Annotated in this window: 16 protein-coding genes and 1 pseudogene; 14 read left to right on the top strand and 3 right to left on the bottom strand. The window is 60.6% G+C overall.

Annotated elements, in window-relative coordinates; genetic code table 11:
* The first annotated feature begins 137 nt into the window (after positions 1 to 137).
* From phaC (ACZ89E_RS20550) to ACZ89E_RS20565, 4 genes are all read left to right on the top strand, one after another.
* A complete protein-coding gene (gene phaC, locus ACZ89E_RS20550; RefSeq protein WP_149659163.1) occupies positions 138 to 1817 on the top strand; it encodes a class II poly(R)-hydroxyalkanoic acid synthase in 1680 nt (559 codons plus the stop codon).
* Positions 1818 to 1973: 156 nt separating this feature from the next.
* Positions 1974 to 2828 carry a poly(3-hydroxyalkanoate) depolymerase gene (gene phaZ, locus ACZ89E_RS20555; RefSeq protein WP_133837875.1) on the top strand — a complete coding sequence of 285 codons (855 nt, stop codon included), beginning with the start codon at positions 1974 to 1976 and terminating at the stop codon, positions 2826 to 2828.
* Between the two features lie 125 nt (positions 2829 to 2953).
* Positions 2954 to 4636 (top strand): class II poly(R)-hydroxyalkanoic acid synthase, encoded by a 1683-nt coding sequence (gene phaC, locus ACZ89E_RS20560; protein WP_149659162.1) that lies wholly within the window; start codon positions 2954 to 2956, stop codon positions 4634 to 4636.
* Between the two features lie 59 nt (positions 4637 to 4695).
* The gene (locus ACZ89E_RS20565; RefSeq protein ID WP_476256345.1) at positions 4696 to 5313 is read left to right on the top strand and encodes a TetR/AcrR family transcriptional regulator; all 618 of its coding nucleotides are present in this window, start codon (positions 4696 to 4698) and stop codon (positions 5311 to 5313) included.
* Between the two features lie 150 nt (positions 5314 to 5463).
* On the opposite strand, the gene ACZ89E_RS20570 is transcribed toward ACZ89E_RS20565, so the two are convergent.
* The 3 genes from ACZ89E_RS20570 to ACZ89E_RS20580 all read right to left on the bottom strand — a co-directional run bounded on the left by ACZ89E_RS20570 (position 5464) and on the right by ACZ89E_RS20580 (position 7240).
* Positions 5464 to 6291, bottom strand: coding sequence for a phasin family protein (locus ACZ89E_RS20570; RefSeq protein WP_476256346.1), 828 nt, complete (start codon positions 6289 to 6291; stop codon positions 5464 to 5466).
* 10 nt (positions 6292 to 6301) lie between these two features.
* Positions 6302 to 6724, bottom strand: a complete 423-nt coding sequence (locus tag ACZ89E_RS20575; protein ID WP_149659157.1) for a phasin family protein — start codon at positions 6722 to 6724, stop codon at positions 6302 to 6304.
* A gap of 240 nt (positions 6725 to 6964) precedes the next feature.
* The gene (locus tag ACZ89E_RS20580) at positions 6965 to 7240 is read right to left on the bottom strand and encodes a polyhydroxyalkanoic acid system family protein (protein ID WP_149659156.1); all 276 of its coding nucleotides are present in this window, start codon (positions 7238 to 7240) and stop codon (positions 6965 to 6967) included.
* A 155-nt stretch (positions 7241 to 7395) separates the two neighbouring features.
* Here ACZ89E_RS20580 and ubiE point away from each other — a divergent pair, with 155 nt between their 5' ends.
* From ubiE to ACZ89E_RS20630, 10 genes and pseudogenes are all read left to right on the top strand, one after another.
* Positions 7396 to 8166, top strand: coding sequence for a bifunctional demethylmenaquinone methyltransferase/2-methoxy-6-polyprenyl-1,4-benzoquinol methylase UbiE (ubiE, locus tag ACZ89E_RS20585; RefSeq protein ID WP_007948968.1), 771 nt, complete (start codon positions 7396 to 7398; stop codon positions 8164 to 8166).
* Positions 8166 to 8789, top strand: a complete 624-nt coding sequence (locus ACZ89E_RS20590; protein ID WP_149659155.1) for a ubiquinone biosynthesis accessory factor UbiJ — start codon at positions 8166 to 8168, stop codon at positions 8787 to 8789. Before ubiE ends, ACZ89E_RS20590 begins: the two co-directional genes overlap by 1 nt.
* A complete protein-coding gene (gene ubiB, locus ACZ89E_RS20595; RefSeq protein ID WP_149659154.1) occupies positions 8786 to 10390 on the top strand; it encodes a ubiquinone biosynthesis regulatory protein kinase UbiB in 1605 nt (534 codons plus the stop codon). Before ACZ89E_RS20590 ends, ubiB begins: the two co-directional genes overlap by 4 nt.
* A 115-nt stretch (positions 10391 to 10505) precedes the next feature.
* The gene (hisI, locus tag ACZ89E_RS20600) at positions 10506 to 10898 is read left to right on the top strand and encodes a phosphoribosyl-AMP cyclohydrolase (RefSeq protein ID WP_476256347.1); all 393 of its coding nucleotides are present in this window, start codon (positions 10506 to 10508) and stop codon (positions 10896 to 10898) included.
* A 269-nt stretch (positions 10899 to 11167) separates the two neighbouring features.
* On the top strand, positions 11168 to 11500 hold the full coding sequence (locus tag ACZ89E_RS20605) for a phosphoribosyl-ATP diphosphatase (protein WP_007899279.1): 333 nt from the start codon (positions 11168 to 11170) through the stop codon (positions 11498 to 11500).
* Positions 11501 to 11525: 25 nt separating this feature from the next.
* Entirely contained in the window at positions 11526 to 11804 is a 279-nt protein-coding gene (locus tag ACZ89E_RS20610; RefSeq protein WP_149659152.1) for a twin-arginine translocase TatA/TatE family subunit, read from the top strand.
* 10 nt (positions 11805 to 11814) lie between these two features.
* Positions 11815 to 12267 carry a Sec-independent protein translocase protein TatB gene (gene tatB / locus ACZ89E_RS20615; protein WP_149659151.1) on the top strand — a complete coding sequence of 151 codons (453 nt, stop codon included), beginning with the start codon at positions 11815 to 11817 and terminating at the stop codon, positions 12265 to 12267.
* Between the two features lie 256 nt (positions 12268 to 12523).
* Positions 12524 to 13324: a twin-arginine translocase subunit TatC gene (gene tatC / locus ACZ89E_RS20620; protein WP_149659150.1), complete on the top strand. Its 801-nt coding sequence runs from the start codon at positions 12524 to 12526 to the stop codon at positions 13322 to 13324.
* Positions 13321 to 14028 carry a 16S rRNA (uracil(1498)-N(3))-methyltransferase gene (locus ACZ89E_RS20625; protein WP_149659149.1) on the top strand — a complete coding sequence of 236 codons (708 nt, stop codon included), beginning with the start codon at positions 13321 to 13323 and terminating at the stop codon, positions 14026 to 14028. Before tatC ends, ACZ89E_RS20625 begins: the two co-directional genes overlap by 4 nt.
* Before the next feature lie 336 nt (positions 14029 to 14364).
* Positions 14365 to 15246 (top strand): annotated as a pseudogene (locus tag ACZ89E_RS20630) (methyl-accepting chemotaxis protein); the annotation flags it as partial.
* Positions 15247 to 15391 lie beyond the last annotated feature (145 nt).

Genomic DNA, 15391 nt, shown 5'->3' on the forward strand with positions numbered 1-15391 from the left:
AGTTCCCTGCAGTGCTCGTTGTGTTGAAAAAGCAGCGATGCAGTATTAACGGTCACCCGAGCAGCAGTACCTGGTATTGGTTGTGTGACTACACGGCTGGCCCCGGGTACTCGTCTCAGGACAATGGAGCGTCGTAGATGAGTAACAAGAACAACGATGACCTGAAGTATCAAGCCTCGGAAAACACCCTGGGGCTTAATCCTGTTGTTGGGCTGCGTGGAAAGGATCTACTGGCTTCTGCTCGGATGGTGCTCCGGCAGGCCATCAAACAACCGATTCACAGCGTCAAGCATGTCGCTCATTTCAGCCTCGAACTCAAGAATGTGCTGTTCGGCAAATCCGAGCTGCACCCGCCGGGCGATGACCGTCGCTTTGCCGATCCGGCCTGGAGCCAGAACCCGCTTTACAAACGTTATCTGCAAACTTACCTGGCGTGGCGCAAGGAACTGCATGCCTGGATCGACGACAGCAGCCTGTCGCCCAAAGACGTCGCCCGCGGGCACTTCGTGATCAACCTCATGACCGAAGCCATGGCCCCGACCAACAGTGCGGCCAACCCCGCGGCGGTCAAGCGCTTCTTCGAAACCGGCGGCAAGAGCCTGCTCGACGGCCTCTCCCATCTGGCCAAGGACATCGTCCACAACGGTGGCATGCCGAGCCAGGTCAACATGGGCGCCTTCGAAGTCGGCAAATCCCTGGGTGTGACCGAAGGCGCGGTGGTGTTTCGCAACGACGTGCTGGAGCTGATCCAGTACCGTCCGATCACCGAGCAGGTGCACGAACGCCCCCTGCTGGTGGTCCCGCCGCAGATCAACAAGTTTTATGTCTTCGACCTGAGCCCGGACAAGAGCCTGGCGCGCTTCTGCCTGCGCAACAACGTACAGACGTTCATTGTCAGCTGGCGCAACCCGACCAAGGAACAGCGCGAGTGGGGCCTGTCCACCTACATCGAGGCGCTCAAGGAAGCGGTGGATGTGGTGATGGCGATCACCGGCAGCAAAGACGTGAACATGCTCGGCGCCTGTTCCGGCGGCATCACCTGCACCGCCCTGCTGGGCCACTACGCGGCGATCGGCGAGAAGAAGGTCAACGCCCTGACCTTGCTGGTGAGCGTGCTGGACACCACCCTGGACAGCGACGTGGCCCTGTTCGTCGACGAGCAGACCCTCGAAGCCGCCAAGCGTCATTCCTACCAGGCCGGCGTACTGGAAGGCCGCGACATGGCGAAAGTCTTTGCCTGGATGCGCCCCAACGACCTGATCTGGAACTACTGGGTCAACAACTACCTGTTGGGTAACGAGCCGCCGGTGTTCGACATCCTGTTCTGGAACAACGACACCACCCGGTTGCCGGCCGCGTTCCACGGTGATCTGATCGAGATGTTCAAGAGCAATCCACTGATCCGCGCCAACGCCCTGGAAGTGTGCGGCACGCCGATCGACCTCAAGCAGGTCACCGCCGACATCTTTTCCCTGGCCGGCACCAACGACCACATCACCCCGTGGAAGTCCTGCTACAAATCGGCGCAACTGTTCGGCGGCAACGTCGAATTCGTGCTGTCGAGCAGCGGGCACATCCAGAGCATCCTCAACCCGCCGGGCAACCCGAAGTCGCGCTACATGACCAGCGCCGACATGCCGGTGAAGGCCGAGGACTGGCAAGAGAACTCCACCAAGCACACCGATTCCTGGTGGCTGCATTGGCAAGCATGGCAGGCCGAGCGTTCAGGCAAGCTGAAGAAATCCCCGACTGTTCTGGGCAACAAAACCTACACGGCGGGCGAAGCTGCGCCGGGCACTTACGTACATGAGCGGTAACTGACACACCTCGCCCTCTGTAGGAGCGAAGCTTGCTCGCGAAAGCGGTCGTTCATTCAACGTAGATGTCGACTGGACTGACGTCTTCGCGAGCAAGCTTCGCTCCTACAGGGGATCGGGGATGAATTTGAGAGCGAGACCCACAGGGCCTGAAGCATGCCGCAACCGTTCATTTTTCGTACCGTCGACCTGGATGGCCAGACCCTCCGCACTGCGGTACGCCCCGGCAAGCCTCACTTGACGCCCTTGCTGATTTTCAACGGCATCGGCGCCAACCTGGAGCTGGTGTTTCCGTTCGTCGCGGCGCTGGACCCGGACCTGGAAGTCATCGCCTTCGACGTTCCCGGGGTTGGCGGCTCGTCAACGCCGAATCACCCGTATCGCTTCCCGGGCCTGGCAAAACTCACGGCACGGATGCTCGACTATCTCGACTACGGCCAAGTCAACGTGATCGGCGTGTCCTGGGGCGGTGCCCTGGCGCAACAGTTCGCCTATGACTATCCCGAGCGCTGCAAGAAACTGGTGCTGGCGGCCACGGCAGCGGGCGCGGTAATGGTGCCCGGCAAGCCGAAAGTGCTGTGGATGATGGCCAGCCCACGGCGTTATATCCAGCCATCCCACGTGATCCGCATTGCACCGATGATCTACGGCGGCTCGTTCCGCCGCGACCCGACGCTGGCCGCCAGCCATGCGGCGAAGGTGCGTTCGGCGGGCAAGCTCGGTTACTACTGGCAGCTGTTCGCCGGCCTCGGCTGGACCAGCATTCACTGGCTGCACAAGATCCACCAGCCGACCCTGGTGCTGGCCGGCGATGACGATCCGCTGATCCCGCTGATCAACATGCGCATCCTGGCCTGGCGGATTCCCAACGCCCAGTTGCACATCATCGATGACGGGCATCTGTTCCTGATTACCCGCGCCGAAGCGGTGGCGCCGATCATCATGAAATTCCTCGAGGAAGAGCGGCAGCGCGCTGTGATGCATCCGCATCCGACGCCATTGGGCGGCTAATCCGCCGTTCAGCCGACGGAAAGGGAATGGCAGGACGCCGTTCCGCGCAACAACCCGTAACAGCGTCTATGGTGTTCTGGTTCGGTGTGTTTGTTTTTGGCCTGAAGACGAAGGAGTGTTGATTCATGCGCGAAAAACCAGCGAGGGAGTTTTTGCCCACTCCCGCCGCGTTCATCAACGCACAGAGTGCGATTACCGGCCTGCGCGGTCGGGATCTGTTTTCAACCCTGCGCAGTGTTGCCGCCCATGGTTTGCGCAACCCGGTGCACAGCGCCCGGCATGCCCTGAAACTGGGTGGCCAGTTGGGTCGCGTGCTGTTGGGGGAAACCCTGCACCCGACCAACCCGCATGACAGTCGCTTTGCCGACCCGGCATGGAGCCTCAACCCGTTCTATCGGCGCAGCTTGCAGGCTTATCTGAGCTGGCAGAAACAGGTCAAGAACTGGATCGACGAGAGCGCCATGAGCCCCGATGATCGCGCCCGCGCCCACTTCGCCTTCGCCCTGCTCAACGATGCCGTGGCGCCGTCCAACACCTTGCTCAATCCGCTGGCGATCAAGGAGATATTCAACTCCGGCGGCAACAGCCTGGTGCGGGGTGTCGGGCACCTGATCGACGATTTCCTGCACAACGATGGCTTGCCCCGGCAGGTCACCAAGCAAGCCTTCGAGGTCGGTAGAACCGTCGCCACCACCACCGGCTCGGTGGTGTTTCGCAACGAACTGCTGGAGCTGATCCAGTACAAGCCGATGAGCGAAAAGCAGTATTCCAAACCGCTGCTGGTGGTGCCGCCGCAGATCAACAAGTACTACATTTTCGACCTCAGCCCGCACAACAGCTTCGTCCAGTTCGCCCTGAAGAACGGCCTGCAAACCTTCATGATCAGCTGGCGCAACCCGGATGTGCGCCATCGCGAGTGGGGGCTGTCGACCTATGTGGAAGCCGTGGAAGAAGCGATGAACGTGTGCCGGGCGATCACCGGCGCCCGGGAAGTCAACCTGATGGGCGCCTGCGCCGGCGGGCTGACCATTGCCGCGTTGCAGGGTCATCTCCAGGCCAAGCGGCAACTGCGCCGAGTGTCGAGCGCGACCTATCTGGTGAGCCTGCTCGACAGCCAAATGGACAGCCCGGCCACTCTGTTCGCCGACGAACAGACCCTGGAAGCGGCCAAGCGCCGTTCCTATCAGAAGGGCGTGCTCGACGGTCGCGACATGGCCAAAGTGTTCGCCTGGATGCGCCCCAACGATTTGATCTGGAGTTATTTCGTCAATAACTACCTGCTGGGCAAGGAGCCGCCGGCGTTCGACATCCTCTACTGGAACAACGACAACACACGCCTGCCCGCGGCGTTCCACGGCGACCTGCTGGACTTCTTCAAGCACAACCCGCTGAGCCATCCAGGTGGTCTGGAAGTGTGTGGCACGCCGATCGACTTGCAGAAAGTCACGGTCGACAGTTTCAGCGTGGCCGGCATGAACGATCACATCACGCCGTGGGATGCGGTGTATCGCTCGACCCTGCTGCTGGGCGGTGAGCGGCGCTTTGTGTTGTCCAACAGCGGCCATGTGCAGAGCATTCTCAACCCGCCGTCCAACCCGAAAGCCAACTTCGTCGAAAGCCCGAAACTGAGCAGCGACCCACGGGCCTGGTATTACGACGCCAAGCAAACCGATGGCAGTTGGTGGACCCCCTGGTTGAGCTGGATTCAGGAACGTTCCGGCGCGCAAAAAGAAACCCACATGGCCCTCGGCAACCAGAACTATCCACCGATGGAAGCCGCACCCGGCACTTACGTCCGCGTGCGCTGACGCTCAAACCACCACGGCCGGCGCCGGCCGTGGCCTGACTCGACCATTAAGAAGACTGGATGAAAACCCGCGACCGGATCCTCGAATGTGCCCTGCAGTTGTTCAATCACAAGGGCGAACCGAACGTCTCCACCATGGAAGTTGCCAACGAAATGGGGATCAGCCCCGGCAACCTCTACTACCACTTCCACGGCAAGGAACCACTGATCCTGGGGTTGTTCGAACGCTTCCAGAATGAGTTGGCGCCGCTGCTCGATCCGCCTTCCGATGTGGAGCTGGGGCCTGAAGATTACTGGCTGTTCCTGCACCTGATCGTCGAGCGCCTGGCGCACTACCGATTCCTGTTCCAGGACCTGTCGAACCTGGCCGGGCGCCTGCCGAAACTGGCCAAGGGCATCCGCAATTTGCTCAATGCGTTGAAGCGCACGCTGGCGTCATTGCTCGCGCGGTTGAAGGCACAGGGGCAATTGGTCAGCGATACCCAGGCGTTGGGCCAACTGGTGGAACAGATCACCATGACGTTGCTGTTTTCCCTGGACTACCAGCGGATTCTGGATCGCGAGGGAGAGGTTCGGTTGGTGGTGTACCAGATCATGATGCTGGTCGCGCCGCACTTGCTGCCGCCGATCAAGGCTGCGACGGAGTTGTTGGCGTTGCAGTATCTGGAGGAGCACTAAGATCTTTAAAAAAACGCCCGACCTTTGCAGGCCGGGCGTGATCGTTCCCATGCTCCGCGTGGGAATGCAGCCGGTGACGCTCTGCGTCACTGCCGCAGGGGACGCGGAGCGTCCGTTGAGGCATTCCCACGCAGAGCGTGGGAACGATCATCAGGACTGACTGGTTGGCGTCGATGGAGCTGGCGCGGCAGTCGGGGTAGCAGCAGGGGTCGGCGCTGCAGCGGAGTTCGCTGAAGTGGCCGGGGTTGCCGGTTTGGCGGCAGCCACTGCTGGTTTTGGCGCGGCGGCTTTTGGTGCTGCCGGTTTTTTCACCACGGGCTTCTTCGCGGCGGCAGGTTTTGCCGCTGGCTTGGCCGCTGCGGTTTTGGCAGCAGGTTTCGCTGCTGGTTTTGCAGCTGCTTTGGCGGCGACCGGTTTGGCCGCTGGCTTGGCTGCTGCAGGTTTTGCTGCGGCCGTTTTGGCGGCTGGTTTGGCAGCCGGTTTAGCGGCAGCTTTAGCCAGTGGCTTGGCAGCGGTTTTAGCCGCTGGTTTGGCCGCTGCGGTTTTCGCCGCAACAGGCGCAACCTTGGCACCGGTGAGTTTTTCGATCTGCTTGGTCAGGGTATCGACCTTGCTGTGCAGCGCTTTGACTTCGTTGCGGCTCGGAACACCCAGGCGCGAAATGGCGCTGTTCAGACGCTTGTCGAAAGCCCCTTCCAGCTCATCCCACTTGCCCAGTGCGCGATCTTTCACGCCGCTGATGCGCGACTTGGCCGACGAAGCGGAGTCCTTGGCGGCGTCGACTTTCTTGCCAACAGCGCTTTTGGTGAGCTTCTCGGCTTTCTCGCCGTCTTTAACCAATGTATCGAAGAGTTTGCTGCCGTCAGTGTCGATCTTCGAATACACGCCTAAACCAGCCAGCCAGATTTTGCGGGAGTAGTCTTCGACTTTCCCGATCCACGAGCTGCCTTCTTTTTCAGTATTCTTTTTGCCAGCCATCCCGTTCTCCTTAAGATTTACGCGCGACACGTTCGAGCAATGCCGTCAGCTCATCGAGCTTAGCAGAGAGTGTCTCAACGTCATGTTTAGACGGAATGCCAATACGATTCAAGGCACTTGCGACACGCGAGTCAAAAGCCTTCTCGACCTTGTCGAGTTGCACTTCGACCTTGCCTTTGAAAGTGCTCACTTCAGTCTTGGCTTCATCGATCTCGGCATTAGCCGCTTCGAGTTTTTCAGCAACGACTTTTTTGCCTTTCTTTTCAACAGTTTGACCAGCCTTGATCAACTCTTGAAAGTACTCGCTGCCCTCGTGGCCAACCTTAGTGTAGGCACCCAGGCCTGCCAGCCAGATCTTGCGGGCATACGATCTGACGTCTTGCAGAGCGTTAGTCGATGCGTCGATTTTTTTCTTCAAAATAACTTTGGCCATGGTGCACCTCACGCGCAGAAGGTTTGAGGAACTGCCCGCGAAAGTGTCGGGCTCAGGCACAAAGTAGGGAGAAAAATTAGAAACGGCACCCTAACAACCGCAACATTTGCGTGCCGTGAAACCTGTAGGAGCGAGCGGTGCGGCGATCCGACTTGCCCGCGAAGGCGGAGTTCCTGCCAAAGAAGATGCAGCGAATGTACCGGCCTCTTCGCGAGCAAGCTTCGCTCCTACAGGTATTAATTACACCAACGCTTTGTCGAGGGCCTTTTCGATTTCCGATTTGATGGTGCCGCTCATGGCCGACATCAACAGGCCCAGCTCGACATCGACCTTGATCGAATCCTCACCGACCAATACCGCGCCTTTCACACCCGAACGCTTGAGGTTCAGGGTATCGCCGGACCACGACGGCTCCAGGCCATATTGCTCGGACAGTTTCTGCGCCAACAGGTCGGCCTTCTCGCGCGCCGCTTCCTTGCCCAGGCCGTGGGCACGTTCAACACTAATTCGGGCCATCGAATGACTCCTGCTTTATGGATACTTTCCTGAAGCATCTTGACCGCTGCTGCGGCAAAACGTCCCGGTGGTCGCCTATCTTACCTTCAGTGTTGCCAAGACAAAGCAGGCCACCGGGATTAGAATGTCCCGCATTCTCTTCTGGTGACAGCGATATGACTGATCAGCGCAAAGGCAGCGATGCCGAACCCACCACTCACTTCGGTTTCAAAAACGTTCCGGAAAGCCAAAAAGCGGAAAAAGTCGCTGAAGTTTTCCACTCGGTAGCCGCCAAGTACGACTTGATGAACGACCTCCTGTCGGGCGGCATGCACCGTCTGTGGAAGCGTTTCGCGATCGAGCTGTCGGGCGTTCGCACCGGTAACCGCGTGCTGGACATTGCCGGCGGCACCGGCGACCTGACCAAAAAGTTCTCGCACCTCGTGGGCCCGACCGGCCAGGTGGTGTTGGCCGACATCAACGAATCCATGCTCAAGGTCGGTCGTGACCGCCTGCTGGACCTCGGTGTGGCCGGCAACGTTGAATTCGTCCAGGCCGATGCGGAAAAGCTGCCGTTCCCGGACAACCATTTCGACTGCGTGACCATCGCTTTCGGCCTGCGCAACGTGACGCATAAAGAAGACGCCCTGCGTTCGATGCTGCGCGTGCTCAAGCCGGGCGGTCGCCTGCTGGTGCTGGAATTCTCCAAGCCGACCAACGCGCTGATGTCCAAAGCCTACGACGCCTACTCGTTCGCCTTCATGCCGCTGATGGGCAAGCTGATCACCAACGACTCGGAAAGCTATCGCTACCTGGCCGAATCGATCCGCATGCACCCGAATCAGGAAACCCTGAAGTCGATGATGGTCGAGGCCGGTTTCGACCGCGTGACCTACCACAACATGACCGCAGGCATCGTTGCCCTGCACCGCGGCATCAAGCCCTGATGCTGCTGGCCGGCCTGCTCGCCAGCGTTGAACTCGGCCTGAACCGGGTGCTGCGGCTCGACAGCACCGCGCTGCCGCGCCTGGCGCATTTGAGCGGCCGGGTGATTGCCGTCGACTGCCGCAGCCCGGCGCTGCAGCTGTTCATCCTGCCCAGCGATGAAGGCCTGATGCTCGCCTCCCAATGGGAAACCGGCGCCGACTGCACCTTGCGTGCACCGGCCTCGAGCCTGTTGAAACTGGCGCTGAGCAAGGATAAGACTTCGATCTTGCACAGCCCGGAAGTCGAACTCGACGGTGACAGCGGCGTGCTGCTGGAACTGGCGGCCATCCTGCAAGACCTGGAGCTGGACTGGGAGTACGAACTCTCGCGCTGGCTCGGCCCGGTCGCCACGCAACTGGTCGGCGGTCACCTGCGCAGCCGCGCACGTTTTTACCAGCAAGGGTTCGCCAGCCTGAATCAGAACCTGGGCGAATACCTGGCCGAAGAATCACGCACCCTCGTCGGTCAGCGTGAAGCCGAAGCCCGTTTCAGTGAACTGGACCAGATCAAACTTGATCTTGAACGTCTCGAGGCGCGTTTCGAGCGCCTTTCCCGATCCCTCGACCCAAGCGATAACGCATGAAGCTGCTTGCCGTCCGCCGTTTGTTGCGCATCCAGCGCGTCGTGATCCGCTACCGCCTCGATGACCTGCTGTTCGCCCTGCCGCTGCCCTGGTTTCTGCTGGCGCTGCGCTATGCCTTGCCGTGGCGCTGGTTCCCGCGCAAGACCCTGGACCTGACCCGTGGCGCGCGATTGCGCCTGGCGTTGCAGGACCTGGGGCCGATTTTCATCAAGTTCGGACAGATTCTGTCCACTCGCCGCGACCTGTTGCCGGAAGACATCGCCGATGAGCTGATGAAGCTGCAGGACCGCGTCCCGCCGTTCGACTCGCAAGTCTCGATCAAGCTGATTGAAGAACAGCTCGGGAAAAAGATCAGCGAAGTCTTCAGCCGATTCGACGTCGAACCGCTGGCCTCGGCCTCGGTGGCGCAGGTGCATGCCGCGCAGCTGAAAACCGGTGAAGAAGTGGTGGTCAAGGTGATCCGCCCGGGCCTGAAGCCGATCATCGCCCAGGACCTCGCGTGGCTGTTCATCCTCGCCCGCGCCGCTGAAAAACTCTCGGCCGATGCACGCCTGCTGCACCCGGTGGACGTGGTCCAGGACTACGAAAAAACCATCTACGACGAACTCGACCTGTTGCGCGAGGCGGCCAACGCCAGCCAGTTGAAGCGCAACTTCGAAGGCTCGGACCTGCTGTACGTGCCACAAGTCTATTGGGACTGGTGCCGGCCGAAAGTGCTGGTCATGGAGCGCATCTACGGGATTCAGGTCACGGACCTGGCGACCCTCGCCGACCAGCGCACCGACATGAAAATGCTCGCCGAACGCGGTGTGGAGATCTTCTTCACCCAGGTGTTCCGCGACAGTTTCTTCCACGCCGACATGCACCCGGGCAACATCTTCGTCAGCACCGTCAACCCGTGGAGCCCGCAATACATTGCGATCGACTGCGGCATCGTCGGCAGCCTGACTCCGGAAGACCAGGACTACCTGGCGCGCAACCTGTTCGCGTTCTTCAAGCGTGACTACCGGCGTGTGGCGCAGTTGCACATCGATTCGGGCTGGGTCCCGGCGGAAACCAAACTCAACGAATTCGAAGCGGCGATCCGCACCGTGTGCGAGCCGATTTTCGAAAAACCGTTAAAAGATATTTCCTTCGGCCAGGTGCTGATGCGCCTGTTCCAGACCGCTCGGCGCTTCAACATGGAAGTGCAGCCGCAGCTCGTCTTGCTGCAAAAAACCCTGCTGAACATCGAAGGCCTGGGCCGTCAGCTGTACCCGGACCTGGATCTGTGGAACACCGCCCAGCCGTTTCTCGAACGCTGGATGCGCGAGCGCGTCAGCCCGAAAGCCTTGATCGGCAACGTACAGAGCCAATTTGAGCAGTTACCGCACTTGGCCAACATGGCCCGCGACCTGCTGGAACGCATGTCCCAGCCTCACGCTTATGACCCGCCGCCACCGTGGCATCGACGCAAGGACGACTGGTTCCTGCGCCTGCTCGGTTGCGCGCACCTGGGCGGTGGCGCGGTGCTCGCGGCAGGTGGTCCGCTGAATGAACTGGGGCATTGGCCGGCCGGCATCATGATGGTGGTCGGTTTGTATCTGGTCGTTCGCCGATAGCCGGATTGAGCTGCAAGCGATAAGCTTCAGGCTTCAAGCGCTTCGTTTGCACGACGCAGATTGTTTTTTACTTGCAGCTTGCAGCTTAAAGCTCGCCGCTGCTCCGGGACGGACCATGAACAACTGGCTGGACGAGATCAAGTGGGACGCTGACGGACTGGTGCCGGCGATTGCCCAGGATCACAAGACCGGGCGCGTCCTGATGATGGCCTGGATGAACCGCGAAGCGCTGGAACTGAGCGCTGCCGAGAACCGTGCCATTTACTGGTCACGTTCCCGTGGCAAGTTGTGGCGCAAGGGTGAAGAATCCGGCCATGTGCAGACCCTGCATGAGATGCGTCTGGACTGTGACGCCGACGTGATCATCCTGATGGTCGAGCAGATTGGCGACATCGCCTGCCATACCGGCCGCCAGAGCTGCTTCTATCGCGTCTTCGAAAACGGCGACTGGAAAATTGTCGACCCGGTGCTGAAAGATCCGCACGCCATCTATTCCGCAGGACATTAGGATGTGTCATCAGTCATTTCCTGAGCTGCGTTGCCGGCTCAAAGCGCGCCAGGCAAGGCGTAGGCCGCCGGTAATGTCGTTTCCTTGCCAAGGCCTGCAACGCAGCATGGCGCGCTTTGAGCCGGCAACCCGAAGGGCCGGGCCTGATTTTGTGCAGGGCTGCGTTACTCGTCGTTTATTTGAAACACCAAACCACACGCCTCGCGCCTTGCCCTGCACAAAATCAGGCACCGGCGCAGCTCAGGAAATGACTGATGACACATCCTCACATGAGTGACACTCTCACGCGTCTGGCGCAGGTTCTGGAAGAGCGCAAAGGCGCCGCCGCCGACAGCTCGTATGTCGCCAGCCTGTACCACAAGGGCTTGAACAAGATTCTGGAAAAAGTCGGCGAAGAGTCGGTCGAAACTATCATCGCCGCCAAGGACGCCGCCATCAGCGGTGACTGCAGCGACGTGATCTACGAGACCGCCGATTTGTGGTTCCACAGCATGGTCATGCTCGCCCAACTGGGGCAGCATCCACAGGCTGTGCTCGATGAACTGGACCGTCGCTTCGGTCTGTCCGGACACGCCGAGAAAGCCTCGCGTCCGTCCGCCTGAATAACTATTTGAGAGGAGCAGCAACATGGGCATTTTTGACTGGAAACACTGGATCGTCATCCTGGTTGTCGTGGTGCTGGTGTTCGGCACCAAAAAACTGAAAAACCTCGGCACTGACGTCGGCGAGTCGATCAAAGGCTTTCGCAAAGCCATGAACGACGAAGAGAAACCGGCCGATCCGACCGTGACCCCGGCGCAACCGGTGCCACCTGCTCAACCAACCACGACCTCGCCACTGAACCAGCCGCACACCATCGACGTGCAGGCACAGAAAGTCGAAGAGCCGATCCGCAAAGACGTGTGAGCACTGACTAATGTTTGGTATCAGCTTCTCTGAACTGCTGCTCGTCGGCCTCGTGGCCCTGCTGGTGCTGGGCCCCGAGCGTCTGCCGGGTGCTGCGCGCACCGCCGGTCTGTGGATCGGGCGGCTGAAGCGCAGCTTCAACGCGATCAAACAGGAAGTTGAACGTGAAATCGGTGCCGACGAGATTCGTCGGCAACTGCACAACGAGCACATCCTGTCCCTGGAGCAGGAGGCGCGGAAGATCTTCACGCCGACCCAGCAGGAAGCCACGCCGGTGCAGCCGGTTGAACCGGTGGCCGAGCAGACGATTCACGCGCCGGGCACCGAACCGGTGGCCTCCATGGGCGGCGTCGAACCCGCACCTGTTGTCCCCGCGCCGACACCCGTAGAACCTGTTGCTCCTGCTGCCGCGCCAACTGCGCCGGCTCCTCACGACCCAACACTGCCGCCGCGAGCCCCATGATAAGGGCCTGTCATCGGTCATTTCCTGTGTCGCGTTGTCGCCTGAAAGCGGGCCAGGCAAGGCGTAGGCCGCAGGGAATGGTTGTTCCCTTTCCAAGGGCTACAACGCAGCCTGGCCCGCTTTCAGGCACAACCCGAAGGGCCGGCCTGTATTTGCGCAGGGCTGCGTTACTCGTCGCTTATTTGAAACGCCAAACTACGCTTCTCGCGCCTTGCCCTGCGCAAATACAGGCTCGGCGCGACACAGGAAATGACCGATGACAGGCCCTAATCTTCCGGAAAACGACCAGCACATGCCCCTGGTTTCGCACCTCACCGAGTTGCGTACTCGCCTGCTGCGCTGTGTAGCGGCGATTTTCATCATCTTCGCCGGGTTGTTCGCGTTTACCCAGCAGATCTACACCTTCGTCTCCACGCCGCTGCGCCAGTATCTGCCGGTGGGCGCGACGATGATTGCCACTGACGTGTCGTCGCCGTTCCTGACGCCACTGAAGCTGACGATGATGGTGTCGCTGTTCCTGGCGATCCCGGTGATCCTGCATCAGATCTGGGGCTTCATCGCGCCGGGCCTGTACAAGCACGAGAAGCGCATCGCGGTGCCGTTACTGGTCTCCAGCATCCTGCTGTTCTACACCGGCATGGCCTTCGCCTATTACCTGGTGTTCCCGCTGATCTTCAAATTCTTCGCCGCTGCCACCCCGGCCGGCGTGGAGATGATGACCGACATCAGCAGCTACCTCGATTTCGTCATGACCCTGTTCTTCGCCTTTGGCGTGGCGTTCGAGATCCCGGTGGCCGTGGTGCTGCTGGTGTGGATCGGCGTGGTCAACGTCGCTTACCTGAAGAAAATCCGCCCGTACGTGGTCATCGGCTGCTTCGTGGTCGGCATGATCCTGACCCCGCCGGACATCTTCTCCCAGACCCTGTTGGCGGTACCGATGTGGTTGCTGTTCGAAATCGGCATCCTGTTCGGCAGCCTGGTCAGCAAGCGCGGCGAGCACCCGGACGATCAACCGGCTGACGATCACAACGACCAGCCGCCAGCGACCCAGCCGTGAACCTGCTGCTGCTCGAAGAGGCCGACTTTATTGCGGCCGACCGGGTGATCCTGCGCGATCGGCGCTTGACGCATATGCAGGAAGTCCATCGCTGCGTGGTGGGTGACAGCATGCGCGTCGGCCGGATCGGCGGCTTGATGGGCTCGGCCGAAGTGCTGCGCCTGGAGGCCGGCGAAGCGGAATTGCGCGTCGTCCTCGACCAACAACCACCGACCAAGTTGCCATTGACCCTGGTATTGGCTCTGCCACGGCCGAAAATGCTCCGTAGGGTGTTTCAGACCGTGGCGGCCATGGGTGTGCCACGGATCGTGCTGGTGAACAGCTACCGCGTCGAGAAGAGCTTCTGGCAAACCCCGTTCCTGGAGCCTGAAGCGATTCGCGAGCAGTTGATCCTGGGTCTGGAACAGGCCCGGGACAGCGTGCTGCCGGAAGTCGTCATCGAGAAGCGCTTCAAGCCGTTCGTCGAAGACCGGCTGCCCGCGATCACCGAAGGCACCCTCGGCCTGGTCGGCCACCCTGGCAACTACCCGCCCTGCCCTCGCGGCCTGGATGAACCGGTGACCCTGGCGATCGGCCCCGAAGGTGGCTGGATTCCTTATGAAATCGAATTGCTGGGCAAGTCCGGGCTGAATCCGGTGCAACTGGGTGATCGCATTCTGCGGGTTGAAACCGCCGTCACCGCGCTGCTGGCACGCCTCTTCTAACCGCCCCCCTCTTCTGTAGGAGCAAAGCTTGCTCGCGATAGCGGACGGTCAGTCAGCCCTTTATTGGCTGACACACCGCCATCGCGAGCAAGCTTTGCTCCTACAGGGGATGTCGTCGCTCCAACCCACGTGTACGCCTACAGATTCCCGCCCGCCAGCCGATACAGCTCCCATAAAACCAAATTGTGTTCCGAGGGGAGTAGCAGCATGTACCGTTGGCTAGCCGAGAAACTGGGAAACGTAAGCGTTAATCGCAAACTGGGTGTCGGCTTCGGTCTCGTCCTGCTCCTGACCTTATTGATCACATTCACCGGCTGGACCGGGTTGACGGGTGTGATGAGCCGTGGCGACAAGCTCGGGTTCATTGCCAGCATCAATGAGCTGGCCAAGGATTTACGCGTGGCGCGCCTGGACTACGAAATGCGCCGTGGCGAACAAGGCCCGGGCGCGGTCAACGGCTATTTGGATCAGATCGAAGCCGGCCTGCAAACTGCACGCAAGATGATCGAGCAACCCGCCGACGTCGCGATGATCGACCAGCAACTGGCCGGCGTCAGCCAGTACCGGCAAGCCTTCACCGCCATGATCCAGGCCGGTGCCAACCGCGAAGATGCCCGCAGCAAACTCGGTGCCACCGCCGACAACGCCGTGGCCAAGGTGTCTGAGGTCGAGAAGGCACTGCTGCAAGGTGACAGCGTCGCCCAGTTCAACAGCGTGATCGACCTGAGCAAACTGATCCAGCAAGCGCGCTTCCAGGTACGCGGCTACACCTACAGCGCCAAAATCGAGGCCGAACAGCCGGCGCTGGACGCCATCGATAACGCCCTGAAAAACCTCGAGAGCCTGCCAGCCAAACTGCCGGAACAGTTCAGCGCCAACCTGCAACAGGCCTCCGATTCGCTCAAGGCCTACCGTGCCGCTGTCAGCCAGTACCGCGACTCTCAGGTCGCCAGCGCTGCCGCCCTCAAGCGTATGGCTGACCAAGGCGACAATCTGCGCGAACTCAGCAAGAAACTGACCATTTCGCAAACCGTCGTGCGTGACACCGATGCCGCCCACGCCAAGAACCTGCTGCTGATGGCCACGGTCCTCGCCCTGGCTTTCGGCCTGCTCGCCGCTTGGGCCATCACTCGCCAGATCGTCATTCCCCTGAGCCAGACCCTCAAGGTGGCCGAGCGCGTCGCCTCGGGCGATCTGACCCACAACCTGATCTCCGAACGCCAGGACGAACTCGGCCAGCTCCAGCGCGCCATGCAGAGCATGACCCTGGGCCTGCGCGAGTTGATCGGCGGCATCAGCGATGGCGTTACGCAAATCGCCAGCGCTGCCGAAGAGTTGTCCGCCGTGACCGAGCAAACCAGCG

This window comes from Pseudomonas sp. TE3899 (genome assembly GCF_056279105.1).

What these genes read in the sequence shown, in the direction of transcription:
- ubiB (WP_149659154.1), top strand. Translation starts at nt 8,786, where the DNA reads ATGAAGCTGCTTGCCGTCCGCCGTTTGTTGCGCATCCAGCGCGTCGTG.
- tatC (WP_149659150.1), top strand. Translation starts at nt 12,524, where the DNA reads ATGACAGGCCCTAATCTTCCGGAAAACGACCAGCACATGCCCCTGGTT.
- hisI (WP_476256347.1), top strand. Translation starts at nt 10,506, where the DNA reads ATGAACAACTGGCTGGACGAGATCAAGTGGGACGCTGACGGACTGGTG.
- phaZ (WP_133837875.1), top strand. Translation starts at nt 1,974, where the DNA reads ATGCCGCAACCGTTCATTTTTCGTACCGTCGACCTGGATGGCCAGACC.
- ACZ89E_RS20575 (WP_149659157.1), bottom strand. Translation starts at nt 6,724, where the DNA reads ATGGCCAAAGTTATTTTGAAGAAAAAAATCGACGCATCGACTAACGCT.
- tatB (WP_149659151.1), top strand. Translation starts at nt 11,815, where the DNA reads ATGTTTGGTATCAGCTTCTCTGAACTGCTGCTCGTCGGCCTCGTGGCC.
- ACZ89E_RS20570 (WP_476256346.1), bottom strand. Translation starts at nt 6,291, where the DNA reads ATGGCTGGCAAAAAGAATACTGAAAAAGAAGGCAGCTCGTGGATCGGG.
- phaC (WP_149659163.1), top strand. Translation starts at nt 138, where the DNA reads ATGAGTAACAAGAACAACGATGACCTGAAGTATCAAGCCTCGGAAAAC.
- phaC (WP_149659162.1), top strand. Translation starts at nt 2,954, where the DNA reads ATGCGCGAAAAACCAGCGAGGGAGTTTTTGCCCACTCCCGCCGCGTTC.
- ACZ89E_RS20590 (WP_149659155.1), top strand. Translation starts at nt 8,166, where the DNA reads ATGCTGCTGGCCGGCCTGCTCGCCAGCGTTGAACTCGGCCTGAACCGG.
- ACZ89E_RS20580 (WP_149659156.1), bottom strand. Translation starts at nt 7,240, where the DNA reads ATGGCCCGAATTAGTGTTGAACGTGCCCACGGCCTGGGCAAGGAAGCG.
- ACZ89E_RS20605 (WP_007899279.1), top strand. Translation starts at nt 11,168, where the DNA reads ATGAGTGACACTCTCACGCGTCTGGCGCAGGTTCTGGAAGAGCGCAAA.
- ACZ89E_RS20610 (WP_149659152.1), top strand. Translation starts at nt 11,526, where the DNA reads ATGGGCATTTTTGACTGGAAACACTGGATCGTCATCCTGGTTGTCGTG.
- ubiE (WP_007948968.1), top strand. Translation starts at nt 7,396, where the DNA reads ATGACTGATCAGCGCAAAGGCAGCGATGCCGAACCCACCACTCACTTC.
- ACZ89E_RS20565 (WP_476256345.1), top strand. Translation starts at nt 4,696, where the DNA reads ATGAAAACCCGCGACCGGATCCTCGAATGTGCCCTGCAGTTGTTCAAT.